20 protein-coding genes are annotated in these 18,328 nt (G+C 40.0%); 9 read left to right on the top strand and 11 right to left on the bottom strand.

Annotation, left to right across the window (positions count from 1 at the left end):
• Positions 1 to 6: 6 nt before the first annotated feature.
• From rsmG to B2727_RS11785, 3 genes are all read right to left on the bottom strand, one after another.
• Positions 7 to 642 carry a 16S rRNA (guanine(527)-N(7))-methyltransferase RsmG gene (gene rsmG / locus B2727_RS11795; protein WP_004806608.1) on the bottom strand — a complete coding sequence of 212 codons (636 nt, stop codon included), beginning with the start codon at positions 640 to 642 and terminating at the stop codon, positions 7 to 9.
• 174 nt (positions 643 to 816) lie between these two features.
• Positions 817 to 1,506, bottom strand: a complete 690-nt coding sequence (gene murU / locus B2727_RS11790) for an N-acetylmuramate alpha-1-phosphate uridylyltransferase MurU (protein ID WP_033132923.1) — start codon at positions 1,504 to 1,506, stop codon at positions 817 to 819.
• Complete coding sequence (locus B2727_RS11785; RefSeq protein WP_033132924.1) at positions 1,506 to 2,519, bottom strand: aminoglycoside phosphotransferase family protein; 1,014 nt, start codon at positions 2,517 to 2,519, stop codon at positions 1,506 to 1,508. The genes murU and B2727_RS11785 overlap by 1 nt, the downstream gene beginning before the upstream one ends.
• Before the next feature lie 118 nt (positions 2,520 to 2,637).
• Between B2727_RS11785 and B2727_RS11780 the strand changes: the two genes are divergently transcribed.
• A complete protein-coding gene (locus B2727_RS11780) occupies positions 2,638 to 5,112 on the top strand; it encodes an LPS-assembly protein LptD (protein ID WP_033132925.1) in 2,475 nt (824 codons plus the stop codon).
• Entirely contained in the window at positions 5,112 to 6,425 is a 1,314-nt protein-coding gene (locus B2727_RS11775; RefSeq protein WP_033132926.1) for a peptidylprolyl isomerase, read from the top strand. Before B2727_RS11780 ends, B2727_RS11775 begins: the two co-directional genes overlap by 1 nt.
• Before the next feature lie 107 nt (positions 6,426 to 6,532).
• Here the strand turns inward: B2727_RS11775 and fba are convergent, their stop codons facing one another.
• The 3 genes from fba to B2727_RS11760 all read right to left on the bottom strand — a co-directional run bounded on the left by fba (position 6,533) and on the right by B2727_RS11760 (position 9,254).
• Entirely contained in the window at positions 6,533 to 7,570 is a 1,038-nt protein-coding gene (fba, locus tag B2727_RS11770; protein WP_004806599.1) for a class II fructose-bisphosphate aldolase, read from the bottom strand.
• Between the two features lie 210 nt (positions 7,571 to 7,780).
• The gene (rhlB, locus tag B2727_RS11765) at positions 7,781 to 8,932 is read right to left on the bottom strand and encodes an ATP-dependent RNA helicase RhlB (RefSeq protein WP_004806597.1); all 1,152 of its coding nucleotides are present in this window, start codon (positions 8,930 to 8,932) and stop codon (positions 7,781 to 7,783) included.
• Between the two features lie 109 nt (positions 8,933 to 9,041).
• Positions 9,042 to 9,254 carry a cold-shock protein gene (locus B2727_RS11760; protein WP_004653893.1) on the bottom strand — a complete coding sequence of 71 codons (213 nt, stop codon included), beginning with the start codon at positions 9,252 to 9,254 and terminating at the stop codon, positions 9,042 to 9,044.
• 357 nt (positions 9,255 to 9,611) lie between these two features.
• Here B2727_RS11760 and B2727_RS11755 point away from each other — a divergent pair, with 357 nt between their 5' ends.
• The 5 genes from B2727_RS11755 to B2727_RS11735 all read left to right on the top strand — a co-directional run bounded on the left by B2727_RS11755 (position 9,612) and on the right by B2727_RS11735 (position 12,341).
• Positions 9,612 to 9,851 (top strand): sulfurtransferase TusA family protein, encoded by a 240-nt coding sequence (locus tag B2727_RS11755; RefSeq protein ID WP_004806594.1) that lies wholly within the window; start codon positions 9,612 to 9,614, stop codon positions 9,849 to 9,851.
• A gap of 131 nt (positions 9,852 to 9,982) precedes the next feature.
• A complete protein-coding gene (gene rpoH, locus B2727_RS11750) occupies positions 9,983 to 10,852 on the top strand; it encodes an RNA polymerase sigma factor RpoH (RefSeq protein ID WP_004653896.1) in 870 nt (289 codons plus the stop codon).
• A 107-nt stretch (positions 10,853 to 10,959) separates the two neighbouring features.
• On the top strand, positions 10,960 to 11,325 hold the full coding sequence (locus B2727_RS11745) for a DUF423 domain-containing protein (protein WP_033132927.1): 366 nt from the start codon (positions 10,960 to 10,962) through the stop codon (positions 11,323 to 11,325).
• 9 nt (positions 11,326 to 11,334) lie between these two features.
• Positions 11,335 to 11,532, top strand: coding sequence for a sulfur carrier protein ThiS (gene thiS / locus B2727_RS11740; protein ID WP_033132928.1), 198 nt, complete (start codon positions 11,335 to 11,337; stop codon positions 11,530 to 11,532).
• Between the two features lie 23 nt (positions 11,533 to 11,555).
• Positions 11,556 to 12,341, top strand: a complete 786-nt coding sequence (locus B2727_RS11735) for a thiazole synthase (RefSeq protein WP_004639328.1) — start codon at positions 11,556 to 11,558, stop codon at positions 12,339 to 12,341.
• 63 nt (positions 12,342 to 12,404) lie between these two features.
• On the opposite strand, the gene B2727_RS11730 is transcribed toward B2727_RS11735, so the two are convergent.
• Genes B2727_RS11730 through yaaA form a run of 4 tightly spaced genes read right to left on the bottom strand, consistent with a single transcriptional unit; the run spans position 12,405 to position 14,808 of the window.
• Positions 12,405 to 13,097, bottom strand: a complete 693-nt coding sequence (locus B2727_RS11730) for a hypothetical protein (protein ID WP_004806588.1) — start codon at positions 13,095 to 13,097, stop codon at positions 12,405 to 12,407.
• 13 nt (positions 13,098 to 13,110) lie between these two features.
• Positions 13,111 to 13,731: a metal-dependent hydrolase gene (locus B2727_RS11725; RefSeq protein WP_033132929.1), complete on the bottom strand. Its 621-nt coding sequence runs from the start codon at positions 13,729 to 13,731 to the stop codon at positions 13,111 to 13,113.
• Positions 13,732 to 13,740: 9 nt separating this feature from the next.
• Positions 13,741 to 14,004, bottom strand: coding sequence for a hypothetical protein (locus tag B2727_RS11720; RefSeq protein ID WP_004806584.1), 264 nt, complete (start codon positions 14,002 to 14,004; stop codon positions 13,741 to 13,743).
• A gap of 21 nt (positions 14,005 to 14,025) precedes the next feature.
• Entirely contained in the window at positions 14,026 to 14,808 is a 783-nt protein-coding gene (gene yaaA, locus B2727_RS11715; protein ID WP_005204244.1) for a peroxide stress protein YaaA, read from the bottom strand.
• A gap of 124 nt (positions 14,809 to 14,932) precedes the next feature.
• Here yaaA and B2727_RS11710 point away from each other — a divergent pair, with 124 nt between their 5' ends.
• A complete protein-coding gene (locus B2727_RS11710; RefSeq protein ID WP_033132930.1) occupies positions 14,933 to 15,562 on the top strand; it encodes an alpha/beta hydrolase in 630 nt (209 codons plus the stop codon).
• 92 nt (positions 15,563 to 15,654) lie between these two features.
• Positions 15,655 to 16,725 carry a DUF2157 domain-containing protein gene (locus B2727_RS11705; RefSeq protein WP_033132931.1) on the top strand — a complete coding sequence of 357 codons (1,071 nt, stop codon included), beginning with the start codon at positions 15,655 to 15,657 and terminating at the stop codon, positions 16,723 to 16,725.
• Here the strand turns inward: B2727_RS11705 and rtcR are convergent, their stop codons facing one another.
• Positions 16,726 to 18,327 (bottom strand): RNA repair transcriptional activator RtcR, encoded by a 1,602-nt coding sequence (gene rtcR, locus B2727_RS11700; RefSeq protein ID WP_033132932.1) that lies wholly within the window; start codon positions 18,325 to 18,327, stop codon positions 16,726 to 16,728. It abuts the gene before it with no gap.
• Position 18,328 lies beyond the last annotated feature (1 nt).

Genomic DNA, 18,328 nt, shown 5'->3' with positions numbered 1-18,328 from the left:
TATTTTTTATTGAATACGTTGAAGTAAAAGTAAATGACGCTGTTCATCCAATCTTGGCACACGCAGTTCAATGATCTTACATGAATACTGATCTTTCATCTGCTCAACTTCATCCTCTGGGATTAAGCCTTTCATTGCAGCAATGATACTTTGTTCATGCATATATGGTTGTGCTGCATCTACAAAATCGGTCAATGAAGCAAATGCTCGACTTGTAATGACATCAAACTGACCAAGTTCTCCAATGCTGTCTTCATTTTCAACACGAGTTTGGACTGCAATTACATTTTTCAGTTTTAAGTCTGCAATAAATTGCTTCAGGAAACGAATCTTTTTCCCATTCGAATCTAATAGTACACAAGAACGTTCTGGTTGGCATAATGCAATGATCATGCCCGGCATACCACCGCCCGTACCCACATCTAACAAACGGCCTTGGGGCAAATCATTTAAGATACTTAAACTATCTAATAAATGTTTAACCAGCATTTCTTTCGGCTCGCGAATTGCCGTTAAATTGTATGCCTTATTCCATAGCACTAGCGCATCTTGATATTTCAATAAGAGTGTTAGGGCTTCTTCACTTAGGTTAAGACCTAAAGCTTGGCTACCTTGCTTTAATTCTTGAAAAAAAGGATGCATAACAGTGCGACATCTCGATAAACTTGCTGTGCAGTATACCGATTTCTGATACAAGGCACAGCAGGACTTGTTGAACGATTATGCAGTTAATCATTTACAAGCATGATAAACTGCACAATCCTTTAAGTTTTTGTCTTTTCTTATGCAAATCACAGATAGACAAAGCATTTTTTATTATGCAAACGCGCCCTGCTTGATTTGTTGATCAAGCTGCTCTAAACGCTCAGGTGTACCAACATCCACCCAAATTCCTTGCAACTTTTCAGCCGAAACTTGCTGCTGCTGCATGGCTTGTTTCAATAATGGCGCTAAAGGTCGTTTGCCATTTTCCAAACCTGCAAACATCTGTGGTGCAAAAACAGCAACACCACTATAAGTTAAGGCTTCACCCAATTGCTCTTGCTCAAAAGTGTAAGCTAAATCATTCGCTAGAATAAAGTCACCTTTTAAGTGCTGAGGTGGATTTTCAACCAAGACTAAATGTACTTGTTTATCTTCCAACCGAACATTCAACAATGAAGAAAAATCCATTGTGGTCCAGACATCACCATTGACCAAAATAAAAGGTTCATCACCCAACAATGGCAAAGCATTAATAATGCCGCCTGCTGTTTCCAAGCCTTCACCTTCGTGTGACCATAAAATAGTTACACCAAATTGAGAGCCATCACCTAAAGCAGCAGCAAGTTTTTCACCCAACCAAGCCGTATTAATGACAATCTCGGTGACGCCGATTTTTTGCAACTTCTCAATATGCCAAACAATCAGTGGCTTACCACCGACTTCCAGTAAAGGTTTTGGCGTATACAAGGTCAATGGTCGCATACGATTACCAAGACCAGCCGCAAGAATCATTGCTTTCATTATGCTGCAACCTCGTAATCACCATATTTTTCGATAAACTTCGGCATTACGATGTCACGAATGAACTGCATAAAGTCATTCAGTTCATCATAACCTTGGCTTTCTTCAAGCAAATACCACATCACGCGCGGTAAATCTTTTAAATAACCTGATTTGCCATCACGTTCAAATAGACGCACAAAGATACCCAAGATTTTCAAATGACGTTGGATCGCCATCAGATCAGCATCTCGTTTGAACTGCTCAAAACTACGATTTTCTTTCGCTGCTGCTGGCAATAAGTTATAGAACACTTCAAACCATTCGTAGACACGCTCAGCATTCCACTGCACATAAGCATCACGCGTAATCGAGATGAGATCGTAGGTATCAGCACCGATCACTGCATCTTGGAAGTCAATTACACCAAGCTCTTGCTCATCTTCGATTTTCATCAAATTACGACTATGGAAGTCACGATGTACAATCACTTGCGGTTGATTAGTCGCCTCGATCGCAAGGAAATCAAATGCCTGCTCAATCGTTTCCAACTGCTGCTCTGTCGGCTGAATGTTTAATGATGGTAACATCCACTCTGTCAACAGACGCATTTCCGTCATTAACTTTTCATAAGAATACGCAGGTAATTGCGCATGACCATTGATCTGCTGTAATTCAATCAACTGCTTAAAACTTTGTGCATAGTAATGATCAACTGTTTGATCATTGAGTAATGTTGATAAAACAACATCACCAAAATCCTCAAGCAGTAATAAACCCAAGGTTAAGTCTTTCGCAACGATATGTGGAACTCGCACACCATTTTCATCAAAAAACTCATCAATGCTGACAAATGGCGCACAATCTTCTTTTTCAGGAGGCGCATCCATGAGCATATATGTTTTGTTTTGTATCGTAATTCGCGCATAGCGGCGAAAGCTTGCATCTCCTGCTAAAAAGTTGATCTCAAATTGATCAGATTGGAGAGTGGCTTGAAGCCAAGTTTGTATCAATTGTTCACGTTGTGTATTCATTTGCAATAAAATCTAAAACTAGCTGAGATTTTGAAAGCTTAAGTGTAGCCACTTATCAACTTTTTCTCTATGATGCGACAATAATTAATTGTGAATTAGCGTATTGGTTAATGAGACAATGAAACATCAGTTTAAATTTAATCCTTTAGCAACAGCTATTTTGACACTCTTGTGCGGCGGCTCGATTCAATCAGGTTTCGCGGCGCAAGCTGATGCTGTCTCTACGCTTGACAATAAACAGCTCAAAGCTGCCATTCGACAGAATCAAGAACAGCAAAACCAAGAAAGTTATCCTGGGGAAAGTTTTTTCCAGCAATATTATGTAGATAAATCTGCACCAGAAGCGCAATTACGTGACAATCGTTATTTAAGCTCTTCATTTTGCCAAGGGACTTGGGTCACTCCAATCAACCCCGAAACAAAGGCTGGTAATGCAAATACGACCACTTCTGTGCTCACCGCTGATTATGGGCATTACAACCCGACAGGTGATTCTGTTTTACAAGGCAATGTTGTCATCGATCAAGAAGGCCGAACTATTCGTGCTGATCAAGTTACAATCGATTCGACACAAACATTTGCCAATGCCGAAGGTCGTGTTCAGGTTGCTCAATCAGGATTACTCACCCAAAGTGATGCGATTAACTATAATTTAAAAACCCAGACTGGTGATTTAAACAATAGTTTCTATATCTCTGAACAACAGCATGCACATGGTCATGCCAGTCAAATAAAACGGGAAAATCAGAATTTAGTCATTTTTAAGGACGCGAGCTATACCGCTTGTCCTCCTGAGCAAAAACCTGCATGGAAAATTCAGGCCAAAGAAATTGAGCTAAACCAAGATACAGGTCGCGGTGTAACCCGCGGCACCAAGCTTTATGTCAAAGACGTACCTATACTTGCAGTCCCATATTTCAACTTTCCGATTGATGACCGACGCACTACGGGTTTATTGAGTCCAAATTTTGGCTATAGCAATGATGGTGGTGCGCAGTTAATCACCCCTGTTTATCTCAATCTTGCGCCAAACTATGATCTCACACTCACCCCGAGCTACATGAGCAAACGTGGCCCGAAATTAGATGCTGACTTCCGCTATATGACTGAAAACTTTGGTTCTGGTCGTATTTGGGGAGGCTATATCGCCAAAGATGATCAATATGGCGGCGAAGCACGTGATGACCTTCATTTTGTTCACAATTGGAAAATCGACGACCAATGGTCGACCAATTTAGAATATAACTACGCATCAGATAAAGATTACTTCGCAGACTTCAATAACAACCCGAACACACGAACCGATCTAAATTTGCGCCGTGCTTGGGAACTGAATTACCAAAATGGGATTCCTGGCCTTAAAGCTCAGTTGAAGGTTGAAGATTTCCAAACCCTAGATAAAACCATTAAAGATGTCGATAAACCTTATGCTCGACTTCCACAATTCTTATTAAACTACGTTACTGGTGATCCACAAGGTCTACAATACGAGTTTAATAACGATACCGCTTATTTCAAAAAGTCTGTAGATGATGGTTCTGCGCTAGAATCAAGTGGTACGCGTATCTACAACCAGTTTGCAGTTCGCTACAACTATTTAACCCCTTCTTGGTTCTATGTCGTTCCAGAAGTCTCTGTACGTAGTATTAACACCTTCTACGATCAAGACTCAAAAGAAGGCCGTGGACTGTCTGCTTCTGATGATTTAGAAAAATCAGTTGTTGTTCCTCAATTCACGCTTGCCACAGGCTTAACGTTCGAGAAAGAAGGCAAATACTTACAGAGTATTTCTCCTCGTGCTTTTTATGCTTACTCACCTTATAAGAACCAAGATGATCATCCAAACTTTGATTCGACTACAGCGTCGATCAACTATGATCAACTGTTCAACCCATATCGCTTCTATGGGCATGACCGTCTAGATGACAATAATTTCTTGTCGCTCGGTGTGACTTATAGCTTGTTAGATACTGAAGGCCTAGAGCGCATTAAAGCAAGCATTGGTCAAAGTTATTACTTTAGTGACCGCCGTGTCAGTCTGAATGAAAAACTCGATGAGTTTGATACCCAAACACGTACAGGCCCTATTGTTAGTTTATCAAGCCAGCTTAATCAGAACTTCACCATTACATCTAACTCTGCATGGATGTCGAATGGCGAAAATGCACAACGCGATTTCCAAGCTTACTATACCGGTGACAAAGGTAATCTTTACAACTTAGGCTATTTTTACCGTAAAGATATCCCAGATCGACAAGATTCTTATGACCAAGTTGTTGCATCCTTTATACAACCTGTAAAAGACAATTGGCGTATTATGGGTCATGCTCAATACGACATTGACAATAATGTGATGCGTGAATATTTACTTGGTGTAAATTACGAGTCATGTTGTTGGGCTGTCTCAGTTTATGGTCGTTCTTACTACAATGATCTGGATGACCCAAACACCCCAGGCGTTCGTAAAAAGAATGCTGTTATGGCTGAATTCACCCTAAAAGGTCTCGGTGCTTTAAACAATAAGCTTGCTTCTCTCCTAGAAAACAGAGTTTTAGGTTTCAACAAAATTAATCAATCTTGGACACAACGTTAATGAAGATAAAACCTTTTCAACATATCTTTAAAGCAACTGTTCTCGCTGCCCTAATTTCTTCATCAATGCAAAGCTTTGCACAGCCAACGGATGAGGTTGTTGCCATTGTAGATAGTAGTGTCATTCTAAAAAGTGATTTAGAACAAGGGATTGCTGAAACAGAACACCAGATGAAAGCACAAAACAAAACTGTTCCTCCACAACAGTATTTACAAATGCAAGTGCTTGATCAACTCATCATTCGCCAAGCTCAATTAGAGCAAGTAAAGCGTTATGGTATTAAGCCTGATGAAAAGAGCTTAAATGCTGCGGTACTAAAAGTTGCAAATCAATCAGGTGCAAATACTCTTGAAGCATTTCAACAAAAGTTAGATGCAATTGCACCAGGTACATATGAAAACTTGCGCAACCGTGTCGCAGAAGACTTAGCCATTGGTCGTTTACGTCAGCAACAAGTGATGTCACGTATTAAAATCAGTGATCATGATGTTGAAAACTTTTTAAACTCCCCAGAAGGTCAAGCTGCGCTAGGTACTCAAGTCCATGTGATTCACATGCGCATTTCGGGTGAAAATAACAATGAAGTACAGCAAGTCGCTCAACAGGTAAAACAATCCCTCACAACAAGTGATGACACCAAATCGATTAGCTCTAAGCTATCAACAGCTTCAGTGAAAGTCGATGGTGCTGACATGGGTTTCCGCTCATTATCAGAAATCCCAACGGAACTCTCTGCACGTATTGCCCCACTTCAAGTTGGACAAACCACCGAGTTAATCAATGTTCGTGATGGTGTGCATGTCTTAAAACTACTTGAACGTAAGCAAAACGAACAAAAAGCATTAGTCTCTCAATACCAGACACGCCATATCCTAATCCAACCATCTGAAGTTGTAAGCATAGATCGCGCTAAGCAAATGATCGATAGCCTATACAACCGTGCTAAAGCGGGTGATGATTTTGCAACACTTGCTGCAACCTATTCAAATGACACAGGCTCTGCGCGGGATGGTGGTAGCTTAGGTTGGGTAAGTCCGGGCGTAATGGTACCTGAATTTGAAAAGGTGATGAAAGAAACACCTGTTGGACAAATCAGCAAACCATTCCAAAGCCAGTTCGGTTGGCATATCTTGCAAGTCACAGATACACGTGAACAAGACATGACCAAAGAAGTACAAGAACGTATGGCACGTCAAATCTTAGGTGAACGTCAGTTCGATACCGAAGTTGATAGCTGGATGCGTGAACTTCGTGCGAATGCCTACGTTGAAATCAAAGATGCAAGCTTAGACTCAAAAGCACAGCAAAAATAAATATGCAGAATAAAAATGCCAGCAATTCGCTGGCATTTTTTATTTAAAAAATTAATCAATTAAAAAAATAGCGGCAATCGCCGCTATTTTTTTACATTACAAATTGATTATTTGTAACGATCAACCATTTTCTCTAAAGAAATTGGACGAATTTTATCTGCATTACCTGATGTACCAAATGAATTATAACGATCCACACAGATTTGCTTCATTGCTTCAACTGTTTCACCAAAGAATTTACGCGGGTCAAATTCACTTGGTTTTTCAGCCATCATACGACGCATTGCGCCAGTAGAAGCCAAACGTAAATCGGTATCAATATTAATCTTACGTACACCGTGCTTAATCGCTTCTACAAGCTGATCTACAGGCACACCATAAGTTTCTTTAATATCGCCACCATACTGGTTAATCACAGCTAACCACTCTTGTGGTACAGAGCTTGAACCATGCATTACAAGATGCGTATTTGGTAACGCAGCATGAATTTCTTTAATGCGGTCAATAGCCAAGATATCGCCTGTAGGTGGACGTGTAAACTTGTACGCACCATGTGAAGTACCGACAGCAATCGCCAAAGCATCAACATTGGTATCCGCAACAAACTGAGTTGCTTCTTCAACAGAAGTTAACAGCTGAGAGTGGTCAAGTACACCTTCTGCGCCCACACCATCTTCTTCACCCGCCATACCAGTTTCAAGGCTACCTAAGCAACCAATCTCACCTTCAACTGAAACACCACATGCATGTGCAATAGACACCACTCGACGTGTTACATCAACATTGTAGTCGTATGATGTTGGTGTTTTACCATCTTCACCCAATGAACCATCCATCATTACTGAGCTAAAGCCCAACTGGATTGAACGCTGACAAATATCAGGACTTGTACCATGATCTTGATGCATTACCACTGGAATATGTGGCCACTCTTCAATCGCAGCTAAAATAAGATGACGTAAGAATGGTGCACCCGCATATTTACGCGCACCAGCCGAAGCTTGCACGATAACAGGTGAATTCGTTGCATCTGCAGCGAGCATGATTGCGCGCATTTGTTCTAAATTGTTTACGTTAAACGCTGGTACGCCGTAGTTATGTTCTGCAGCGTGATCCAAGAGCTGGCGCATTGAAATTAGAGCCATAATATCCTCCCAGGTAATGCGCCATATTCTACATGCTGATCTATTTCAATTCAGCAAATAATCACAGTAATTATAAAAAAAACTTTAATCTTTTGTGTAATTTGAGTTGTTATTCTGACTAAATAATCAAAAAGGCCAAATCACAGTATGATTTGGCCTTTTGCTTAAAAGATATTGCGCTTAAATACATCCAATAAAATGGATCAAGACTTAGCAATAACCCTCTAAACGCGTTAATGGTAATTTTTTACCAATCGCTTTTTCAATTTCTGGCAAATAGAATGCATCATCTTCCGAAAGGAAACTGATACTCACACCCTGCGCGCCAGCACGCCCTGTACGACCAATACGATGTACATAGTCATCAGACTGTTCAGGCAAAGTAAAGTTAATCACATGCGAAACACCATCCACATGAATACCACGACCAGCAACATCAGTTGCAATCATAATATTGTTCTTACCTTGTTTGAATTGGTCTAGCATTTTTAAACGCTTATCTTGTGCAATTTCACCAGATAACATACCAACTTTATAACCATCACGTTTCAAATGGTCATACAAACGGCGTACCTGATCTCGACGATTTGCAAAGATCATGACTTTATCAATTGGCTCTTCACGCAAAATATCTTGCAATAACTTGTATTTATCTTGTTTAGCAACCACATAAACACGTTGTTCAACATCATTATTGGTTTTTTGCTCAGGTTCAATTTCTACCGTTACAGGCTCGAACAACCATTGACGTGCAAGATTTAAAACATCATAGCTAAACGTCGCAGAGAACATCAAAGTTTGACGTTGTTCTTTAAATGGCGAAAAGCGAACAATTCGTTTAACCGATGGAATAAAGCCCATATCCAACAAACGATCTGCTTCATCAATCACCAGAAATTCAATTTTATCCAACCAAACTTCTTTTTGCTCCACAAAATCGATCAAACGGCCTGGTGTTGCAACAATGATATCAACAAAGTTGCGATCCAACATTTTCTTTTGTTTTTCAAAATCTACGCCGCCTAATAAGGTTACAAGATGTAGGTTTGAAAACTTGGTTAATGCTTGCGCATCACTTTCAATCTGTAATGCTAACTCGCGTGTCGGCGCTAAAATTAACGCACGTGGCTCACCACGGAATCGTTGCTCTTGAACTGGATTATTGAGTAGATCATTGATCACACTAACCAAAAAGGCAGCTGTTTTTCCTGTGCCTGTTTGTGCTCGACCAATAGCATCATGCCCTGCTAATGTATATTTTAAAACCTTTTGCTGAATTGGGGTCATTTGTGTAAAACCCAAAGCATCAATCGCTTTCTTCAACTGCGGATGTAAATTTAAGGTTTCAAAACCAGATGTCATATATGCTCTCGAACCATCAACGACCAAAAGAAAGTCATTATTATAAACCATAAAAAATAAAAACGCCCCAATAAGATTGGGGCGTTTTTTATTGCGTTAAGGCAACAAATTAGTCTAAAGGCTGAACGTTTTCAGCCTGGAAACCTTTTTGTCCTTGAACAACACTGAATTCTACGCGTTGGCCGTCACGTAAAGAACGGTGGCCATCACCCATAATCGCGCGGAAATGAACAAATACGTCATCACCACCATTACGCTGAATAAAACCAAAGCCTTTAGTGTCATTAAACCACTTTACTACGCCTTGTTCACGAGCTGTCATAAGTCAATCCTCAGATATTGAAAGATAAGGACCTTCCGGTGTTGCAAACAGCAGAGCCAACAAGGTTTTAAAATATTTATAATTTTAAAGCTTGTAATCATTCTGTAAAACTATCAACAATTTCCGGTTACATCCATTTGTTATAGAGTTTAAAACAATTAATTTGCATTAAACAACTTTCTAAAACGCATCGAGCTTATCATGGGTTTATCACAATTAATAGAATTATTTTTAGTTATTTCCGATGTTTCTATCTGTTTTTTTCAATAATTTAGCTGTTTTTTTAATGAAATTTTTCTCTCAAAAATTACGCAAAAATTTGTTAAGATAATTTTGAATGAAGTGATTTAATCGTATATGACCAACACATCCAACACACCCATCATTATTGATGCTTTAGGGCAACCTTGCCCAATGCCACTATTGATGTTGAAGCGTGCTTTAAAGAAAGCCAACGGCATACAACAATATCTATTGAAATCTTCTGATCCACATAGTGAAATTGATGTAACACGATATTGCCAAATTCAGCAACTTCAATGTTTAACTCAGAAAATTTCAGATCGTGAATTTCACTATTTAATTGAATCTACGTGATTCTTTGCTAAACTCTAGCTAAAGATAAACTAGATAACTTTACATTTTTATACTCAAATTTCCTTAGTGATGAAGAACATTCGCATTAAGATGAAATTGTTGACTTAAATACCATCCTATAAGGAGACTCCATGACTACTGACAGCAGCAATCAATTGATGCCCCTGTCATTGTCTGCGCCAGGCGTAAACCTTGGTGCATATATCAGTACTGTCAATCAAATTCCAATTCTAACGGCCGAGCAGGAAAAAGAACTTGCTGAGCGTTATTATTATGACCAAGATCTTGATGCTGCCAAACTATTGGTAATGTCACACCTACGCTTTGTTGTCCATATTGCACGTAGTTATGCAGGTTACGGATTGCCACAAGGCGATCTCATTCAAGAAGGTAACCTTGGATTAATGAAAGCGGTCAAACGCTTCGATCCAAATATGGGGGTTCGCTTAGTTTCTTTTGCAGTGCACTGGATTAAAGCCGAAATCCATGAATATGTGATTCGTAACTGGCGTATTGTCAAAATCGCAACGACAAAGGCACAACGTAAATTATTCTTTAACTTACGTAGTCTTAAAAAATCAAGCAAACGACTCACTTTGGAAGAAGCGAAATCAATTGCCAATGATTTGAATGTCACACCAGAGCAAGTGCTCGAAATGGAAGGTCGCTTAACCGCTTATGATGCTGCTTTTGAAGCACAAGGCGATGATGATGACGATACACCACATACAGCACCTGCACTGTATCTCGAGGATAATCGTTACGATCCTGCTCGATTAGTTGAAGAAGAAGACTACGAAGAACAAAGCACCACTGCCTTACATGAGGCAATGGATCAGCTAGATGATCGTTCACGGAATATTTTACAACGTCGCTGGTTAGATGATGACAAATCAACTTTGCATGAACTGGCTGCAGAATATAATGTTTCCGCAGAACGTATTCGCCAGCTTGAAAAGAATGCAATGGAAAAAATCAAAACCGCCATGTCTGCAAGTTAAAATCGAATCAAACACAAGGGCTTTAATGCCCTTTTGTTTTATCTGGCTTTGTTTAAGCACCCGAATATGTTAACTTTGTTCATCAAATTTCCAGTTCCATTATCATTATGTGGATAGCTATCTCGGCGCTTAACCTTGCGCTTGCAGTTATGTTGGGTGCTTTTGGTGCTCATGGACTCAAATCTTTTGCAACCCCAGAACAACTTACTTGGTGGGGTACAGCAACTCAATACTTTTTCTATCATGCGATTGGATTGCTTATCTTAGGCGTCATGCATAAAACTACAGCAACATTTCCAATAAAAATTCCTTTTATTTTGATCCAAATTGGTATCATCTTTTTCTGCGGTTCGTTGTACATTATGGCGCTCGACCTACCTCGCATTTTAGGTGCGATTACACCGATTGGCGGTGCGTTTATGATAGCGGGCTGGCTGTTACTCGCATGGCAAGCAATCAAGCATGCGAAATAAGGATTGATCATGCACATCTATTTAAATGGCGAGTCAACAGACACGTCTTGTGAAAACCTACAGCAATTAATTCAAAATTTAGCCTTAGAAGGCAAACGCTTTGCTGTAGAGAAGAACCAACAGATTATTCCGAAAAGTAGACTTGAGCAAACATTAATTGCTCCTGAAGATCGTATAGAAATTATTCAAGCTGTTGGTGGCGGCTAATCGGCTAAAAATGGAGTAAGCCCATGCAAGATTCCCCTTTAATTATTGGTTCACGTACTTTCCAATCTCGTTTATTGGTCGGAACGGGTAAGTATAAAGATCTCAATGAAACTGATTTAGCCATTCAAGCCAGTGGCGCTGAAATTGTCACAGTTGCAATTCGTCGTGTAAACATTGGTCAGCATGCCGATCAGCCGAATTTGCTTTCAGTGATTCCACCAGAAAAATACACGATTCTGCCGAATACAGCAGGTTGTTTTGATGCAGATAGCGCGATTCGTACCTGTATGCTGGCACGTGAACTGCTTGATGGTCACAATTTGGTGAAGCTAGAAGTGCTCGGTGATGAAAAAACTTTATACCCAAATGTCACTGCAACACTGAAAGCAGCGCAGACCCTGATTGATGATGGTTTTGAAATCATGGTCTACACCTCGGATGACCCAATTGTTGCCCAAGAACTTGAAAGTATGGGTTGTGTCGCAATCATGCCTTTGGGCAGTTTGATTGGTTCTGGTCTCGGTATTTTGAATCCACACACCATTTCAATCATCAAAGAGAACGCTAAGGTTCCTGTGTTGGTGGATGCAGGTGTGGGTACCGCCAGTGACGCTGCCATTGCAATGGAACTCGGTTGTGACGGCGTATTAATGAATACAGCAATTGCTGCTGCACAAAATCCAATTTTAATGGCTTCTGCCATGAAAAAAGCGGTTGAAGCAGGTCGTGAAGCATTTTTAGCGGGTCGTATGCCGCGTAAGCGTATGGCCAATGCCAGCTCGCCTGAGACAGGTTATTTCTTTAAGTAAGAAAAGAAAAAGCAAAGGGAGCTATTTGCTCCCTTTTTTAATCGCCAAAACACTCATTTCTTTCTAGCATTTTAATGTTATCTGCAATGAGCTTTTTATATCATTCACAATATATTTTGGTGCAAGGATAAACAAAAGCATTTCAGCCCAATAAGGCTCACTCTTAGCATACACTTCCATCGATAATTTTTTCATTAATTGGCAATAATCATGATAAGCAATGCGATGAGTTTTATAGTTCACAGGACCATCAAACAAATTAAAAATCGTATTAAGTTCATATTGAGTTATATCAGCATTCCTTCCGACCGGCTGAGGATAAAATTCCTTTAATGTTGAATATTTAAACAACAACCAGTTTAAAGAATAAATGACTCTGGAATCATAAACTGCATAAGCCTGATGATCCATAAATGATGCGACTTTTGATAAAGAAGAGATCACTGAAAAAGTAGTTCTTGTTAAAGCACCTTTTGTAAGTTCACTTTCAAATTTAAGCAATAACAGGTCATTTTTAGGATTTTGCTTAAAAGAACGTATACCTCCCCACTCTTGAATCAACCAGTACCGACCAGCTAAATCATCTGAATTCAATAAAGAATTGAAATTATGTTTTAAATAAATATTTTGCTCAAATACGGAGGCAAGATGTACAGGGATTGGTAATGGATTACTTTCTGGCAACTCCCATATAAAATATTTTTCTAACGGATGCTGTTTCGCTAGCTCTTTCAATGTTTGAATTAGCTGATCCATGATTCTCTCAATTCTAAATGTTTAATATTCGATTTAAATTTTGCTTCGCCCTTTGCTCAAAATTCTGTTGAAAATATTCGGTTTGATACAGTGATTCTGTCTGATAAAAATGCGCTAGAACTTCTTTTCTCTTAATCGCATAAACATCTGGATCTACCCAAGCATATTCCTGTTGAATCTGCTGCTCATACTCCGCAAAACGCTCTGGCGAAGCCGCTAGAATCGCTAAGTCAATATCCAGTAAAAACTGCAAATCCAACTCATTCGTCGATTCGTGCTTTTGCGTGGCAATAATCCACTGCTTTATCTTCTGAACAATATCAATTGATAAATCTTGAGCTAAATATTGCTCGAATAGCTCAGCACTTTTCAGCTCATTATCTTTTGCTTGGGGATCATAAATCGCATCATGAAACCAGAGCGCCAATGTAACAGCATGTGCATCATTTAAATCAGCTCGAATCGAATCAACTAGAACTAGACATTCATACAAATGTTGCAGAGTATGATAAGCCCGCTGCTTTTCACTGTAGGCAGCAATCAACTTATTAAAAACTTTCTGCGGTTCAGAAAAATGATAATGCTGATGCAGCTCAAACCATGATTTTTCTAATGAAGTTAAATATTGCGGCATTGCTTATCCTCATTGGATTTCTTTATTCAGCCACTTTGCCAATGATTCAGCATCTTTACGCTCTAGAAAAAGCTGATACAAGGTACAGGAACCAAACTCATGTTTTAGTTCCTGTTGGCGCATAGGATGATTACCAAATCGGAATCGTCGAGTACCGTCTCGATCAAGCGGCAATGCATACACCCCATAACTACGAGGTTCTGTCAAATGCCCTTTTATCTGGACTTGATCAGACGATATCGCGTGTTTTAATAAATGTTCTTTGGTTAACATCCCACCCTGCCCAAGGCAAACCTAAGCTGCGTGCTGTTCATCTCGCTTAAAGACCAATTCTTTATTCGATGAACTTTCAGCATCAAAGTAATACCCTTCACTATCAAATGCTTTTAATTGTTCTACTTGGCTTAATTTATTCTCAATCAAGTATCTTGCCATCAGACCACGCGCTTTTTTCGCATAAAAACTGATGACTTTATATTTTCCGTTCTTTTGATCCAAGAATACAGGCTTGATAATTTCTGCCTGAATTTTCTTTTCATTCACAGATTTATAATATTCGTCAGAGGCCAAATTTACCAACACTTTTGCATCAATTTCAGCTAAATCTTGGTTAATTTGATCTGTGATAATACTGCCCCAGAATTCATATAGATTATGGCCGCGGCTATTTTTTAGTTTAGTGCCCATTTCCAAACGGTACGGCATCATCAAATCCAATGGACGTAATAAACCATAAAGACCAGACAGCATACGTAAATGCTGTTGGGCAAAATCAATATCTTGGTCTTTTAAGTGATAAGCATCTAAACCCGTGTACACATCACCTTTAAATGCAAACAAAGCTTGACGTGCATTGGAAAAATCAAAATCTGCATTCCAGTCACGGAAACGCTCTACATTTAAATTGGCAATTTTTTCACTCACGGTCATCAACGATGCAATTTCTGTCGCAGAAAGCTTGCGACAAACATCAATCAATTGTTGTGATTGCGCCAACAAACGTGGCTGAGTATGTGTATCTGTAGGAAGTGCTGTGGTGTAATCGAGTGTTTTAGCAGGAGAAATTAAAGCAAGCATAATCAATCAGAATAAATTTATCTTGGTGAAACTATAACAGTTGATAATTTTTAATGCCAATTCGTGTTCTCGTTCAGTTTTATCGGTAAAATAGTGGATTCTTCCATTATCCATTGCGTATCTTATGTCTGAGCAATTATTCATCCAAGGTCCTGTTGGTCAAATCGAAATGTTTGTTGATCAACCCCAAGGTGAAATCACAGGTTTTGCTGTCGTCTGCCACCCACATCCTTTGCAAGGTGGTACTCCGCATCATAAAGTCCCTGTTTTACTGGCTCAGATTTTTAATGAAATGGGGTGTGTAGTGTACCGTCCTAGCTTCCGTGGTTTAGCTGGCAGTGAAGGTACTCACGACCAAGGGCATGGCGAAACTGATGATATTATGGCCGTGATTGAATATGCCCGTGCAAAACATGCAGGCTTAACCTTCTATGCAGGTGGTTTCAGTTTCGGCTCTCATGTACTCGCAAAATGCCAAGCGCAACTTAGCAATGAGTTACGTCCAAAGCAATTGGTATTATGTGGCTTACCTACAGGTTCTGTGGTGGATTTACGCCACTACACAACTCCTGCAATTGACGGCGATATCCTATTTGTACATGGTGAACAGGATGATATTACCCTGCTCTCAGATATGATCGCGTGGGCAAAACCACAAAAACATCCGATCACGATTTTACCAGGCGCCAATCATTTCTTTACTGGTTATCTAAAACAATTACGTCAAGTGATTGCTCGCTTTTTAAAACTGTAGACTTAACAACAAATTACTAAGAAAAATATACGTGTTTTGAATCCAATGTCTGTTATATCAATATAGATGTACAGACATCAGGTTCTTTAATAATGAAATTAAATAAAAAACAGGGACTTTTTTTAAAGCAAACCATTGAGCAATGGCAACAGCAAGGTACGATTACGCCTGATGTAGCCAATGAGCTAGAGCAGAGCTTTTCGATTCGGCCTTTTGATTGGGAACGACTGGCAAAATATTCATTTTGGATTTCCATGATTTGTGCTGTGATCGCGATTGCCGCTATTACTGCGGACAAGTTCTTGATGGAGCTGATTGAAAAACTCTTTATTGACTCCAAAATCATTCCTTGTCTGATTTTTGCTGCGGTTGCTGCAGCTTTTTATGGCTTTGCCTATCGTCGACGCAAGACCAAACCCTTACATCAATTTAGCAATGAAGCCATTATTTTTGCAGGCGTGCTGTCTACCGCAGCGTCTGTCGCCTATTTCGGCCAAGCGATTGATACAGGCAGTGGGCATTTCTCTTTATTATTCCTGCTCTCCACCATTATTTATGCAGCACTTGCCTTCTGGTTCCCCTCTAAACTGATTTGGGTGTTCTCACTGCTTTCGCTCGGTTCATGGTTTGGGACGGAAACTGGCTATATGTCGGGCTGGGGTGCTTATTATCTAGGGATGAACTTCCCTTTACGCTTTGTATTCTTTGGTGGCGCACTGATTGGATTGAGTCTTCTCTTTAAACGTTATGCACATTTTAAAGACTTTGCGCATTCAACTTATGTCATGGGCCTGCTGTATCTATTTATTGCCTTATGGATTCTCTCAATCTTTGGCAATTATGGTGACTTAGGGAGTTGGTATAGCGTCAAGCAATATGAGCTATTACATTGGGGCGTACTATTCGCGTTTATTGCCATCATCGCAATTGTCTATGGTTTAAAACATGATGATGCCACCTCACGAGGTTTTGGTATCACCTTCTTATTTATTAACCTCTACACCAAGTATTTTGAGTTCTTTTGGAATGGCATGCACAAAGCTATTTTCTTTATCTTGCTGGCTGCATCTTTCTGGTGGATTGGCCGACATGCTGAAAAACTCTGGAACTTAGAGTTTTTACCCAGCCAATCCCAAATAAAGAGAGATCATCCAGCTGAATGATTACTGAAAGTCACTCCAACTCAAGCCAAACCGAGCCAAATACTTTTTGACTCGGTCGCTGTCATTGGTGGTATTACGTTGCTGGCGTGAAGCTGCAAAAAGCTGACGTCCAGCATCAGCCATCGATTTGGCATTTTCACAGACTTGCAGGACGCCACGCAGTTGAATCTGATCAAACTCATCGATCTCGCTCAACTGGGTTTGATCTAAATATTTGAGGAGAATATCGATATCTTTAGATTGGTTTTCTGTGGTTTGAATCGACCACAGTTGCTTTAAACGCTGAATCTCTTTTTCCACCGTTTCTGAACGGATCAACTCACCACTGGATAATGTCGCCAGCCGTGTCACACTAGCAGTCAAATCACGAAAATTTCCCTGCCATGATGCTTCCTTCGACTTGGCAAATTTCAAATACACATCAAGTGCATCACGTTGAAAACGTAATTGTCGTTGATGGTTCGCCGCAAAACGTTGCAACTCGAACTCAATATTGGGGGCAATATCTTCGATTCGATCTTTAAGATTGGGTAAAAAGAAAGTCCATGTATTCAATCGTGCCCATAAGTCCTCACGGAAACGCCCTGCTTGCACTTCAGTTCTTAAATCTTTATTTGTCCCTGCGATCAATTGAAAATCGGCCTGAACCTCTTTATCACTTCCGACTGGAAAAAAGGATTTATCTTCAAGTGCCTTAAGCAACATCGCTTGCTCATCTAACCCAAGCTCGCCAATTTCATCCAAAAACAGAATCCCCTGATCAGCACTTTTTAATAAGCCTGCTCTTGAAGCCGCTGCCCCTGTAAAAGCCCCTTTGATATGCCCAAACAAACTCGACATGGCACTATCACCACGAAGCGTCGCACAGTTCACATCAATAAAACGCCCACTTAGATGAAACTTGTCTTTCTTTAATTGAAAAATTTGTTTGGCTAAATGCGATTTACCTACACCTGTCGCCCCCATAATCAAAATCGGCGCACTAGAGCGTGTCGCCACCAACTCAACCTCGGTAATCAGTTGATTAAATTCATCATTATAGGTTGAAATATTGGCTTTTAACTGTTGCCAGTTTTGTTGTTGCTCATCTTCAAAACGCTGCTTGAGGACATCATAGCGAGATAAATCCAGATCAATAATTCGATATTCACCTTCTGGCGTTTTCTGTTGATTTGGCGCACTTTGAATCAATTTGGCAGGTAAATAATTGGTATCGACCAGTAGATACCAACAGATTTGAGCAACGTGTGTACCTGTAGTGATATGCAAAAGATAGTTATTTTTTTCAGTATCAAAGGGATAACTTTTCACAAAGTCATATAGCGCACCATAAACCTCAGCAAAATCCCAAGGATCACGGATACTCACTCGCTGCCCCGATACTGTGGTCAATGGCGACACATCCTGAGCATCTTCAGCAATAAATTTGACTAGATTATGATGTTGTCGATCATGTAATAGCACCAATTCATCTACAATCAGATCTTCATGCATCAGAAGGCTCAAGGTCGGACGCCAGCGTTGCCAACGGTCAGGACGCTTTCCTTGATCCAAGGTAGAACCCACAAAACCAATTACAACAGTTTTTTTTGCATTCGCCATA

It is taken from the genome of Acinetobacter sp. UBA991, from assembly GCF_002292065.1.
GTDB lineage: Bacteria > Pseudomonadota > Gammaproteobacteria > Pseudomonadales > Moraxellaceae > Acinetobacter > Acinetobacter higginsii.
This window is presented reverse-complemented; position numbering and strand designations above follow the sequence as displayed.